Source organism: Photorhabdus australis DSM 17609, assembly GCF_000711895.1.
In the GTDB taxonomy this organism is placed as follows: Bacteria; Pseudomonadota; Gammaproteobacteria; order Enterobacterales; family Enterobacteriaceae; genus Photorhabdus; species Photorhabdus australis.
Genome location: NZ_JONO01000123.1, coordinates 1 through 1,787, shown reverse-complemented (window position 1 = coordinate 1,787; position 1,787 = coordinate 1). Strand labels below are relative to the sequence as shown.

The 1,787-nt window shown below is 42.8% G+C and carries 2 protein-coding genes; both read left to right on the top strand.

The features are described 5' to 3' along the window. Positions 1–1,017: NucA/NucB deoxyribonuclease domain-containing protein (locus tag BO26_RS23815; protein ID WP_051691057.1), on the top strand; the 1,017-nt coding region annotated here is incomplete at its 5' end. Between the two features lie 4 nt (positions 1,018–1,021). Then, the gene (locus BO26_RS18385; protein ID WP_036774053.1) at positions 1,022–1,657 is read left to right on the top strand and encodes an SMI1/KNR4 family protein; all 636 of its coding nucleotides are present in this window, start codon (positions 1,022–1,024) and stop codon (positions 1,655–1,657) included. Positions 1,658–1,787: the final 130 nt, after the last annotated feature.

The following is a 1,787-nucleotide window of genomic DNA, read 5'->3' as shown; positions in this document are numbered from 1 at the left end:
TCCACCGCCAGCGCCCTCACCGGGGCGCAGGCCGGGAAGAATTCGGCAGATAATAATGCACTGGCCTCCCGAAATCTGGGGGATTGCCGCACGATGTCACCGGAAGCGTGCGGTAAGGCCAAAGAATTGAGCCAGCGGATTTTGGATAAAGGTCTGCCGTCGGTTGAGGACATGCGCGGTAAACTGGCATCGTGTCAGGATGACAGCTGCCGTAAAGGGGTCTGGACGGAATATCGGCAGGCCAGTGATGCAACCATCAACAGCCTGAAACAGATGGCGCTGAATGGCGAGTTAAGCCGCGAAGAGCTGGCCTTTATCAACCATGAGTTGGGTAAAGAACTGGCGGTTTCAGGATACCGTGCTAATGATAAGATAGGCCGTTCAGAGCAGAGCAGTTGGTTAAATGGTGGCAGCGGACCCCTCTCCGGGTTCTTTAACACGGAACTGCGCCAAAAAGAGCTGGAAAACGCCGGGTTATCCAAGGCGGATGCGGCGCAGTACGTGGAGGAAGAGCAGCGTAACCTGATGTTGCTGGAGACCGCGACGGGAATTATTGGGGCAAAAGCCAGTGATAAAATGCAGGCGAAACCATCATCTGTACCGTCAATAAAAGGTTCGATTGTTAACAAAGGCAGTAGCTCTGAACAACATACTAATGAGCATAAAGTTATTGTTGTAGATAAAACAAAATATCCAGAATCAGCGAAGCATATTGAAGATGCTCAGAAAGCAGGGCATCCTAATGTGTTGACGATTGATCGTGGAGGCGCTGCTCAGAGGAGAAGAGAATCCTTGAAAAATACTCCTCCGGTGAAAGGTGCAGATCGTGATGAATATCCTCCTGCTATGTTTAAAGAAGGTGGCTCAGGCGCTTCGGTTCGACCAATTACCCCTTCTGATAATAGAGGAGCTGGATCATGTATTGGTCAACAATGTCGCGGATTACCTAATGGTACAACTGTAATTATAAAGACAGAAAAGACAGACAAATCAGGCAAAATAGAAACGGAGAAATAGAAAAATGTGGCCTTTAACTGACAAATTACTCTCAATTTGTAGTCATGATATTTCTTCGGTTAGATCAGAAAAATATATTGCTTCTAATTATGGAAAATCATTGGTAGATGAATTGAGCTGTTTATTGACTAAAAAAAATGGATTTTATGGCTTTGAGTCTGCATTACGCGTTTTTCCATATGAAACGATAGATGAAGAGATCGGATTAATTGATTGGAATAACAACATGTTATGGATTAACTCGTACGGAGATATGGCTAAAGATGCTCTTTTCTTTGCAGAAGATATCTTTGGAAATCAGTTTTGTTTAAAAGATGATTGTATTCATACATTCGATCCTGAAACGGGATTATTTGATAAATTAGCCGAAAGTATAAATGAATGGAGTGGGATTATCTTGGAAGATTATGAAGTCCTAACTGGATATTCTTTGGCTCATAATTGGCAAAACATTTACGGCCCTATTCAATCTGGCTATCGTTTAGTCCCTAAAATTCCTTTTGTTTTAGGGGGAGAATATGAATTGGAAAATCTTTACTTAGCTCGAACAGGCGAATCAATGAGAGCCAGAGCTGATTTGGCTCTACAAATACGAAATATTCCCGATGGGGCAAGCATCAAAATGGACATAAAAGATTAAAAATCAGTTAGCAAAAGATCCCAGTCCAAGCACTGGAGACTGTAATTTAAATTGTGTATTTGCCTGCTTTTGATATGTTACATCCAACAACAAAGCAGGCATATTATGGACGAGAAAAAACTTAAAGCAC

What these genes read in the sequence shown, in the direction of transcription:
- BO26_RS18385 (WP_036774053.1), top strand. Translation starts at nt 1,022, where the DNA reads ATGTGGCCTTTAACTGACAAATTACTCTCAATTTGTAGTCATGATATT.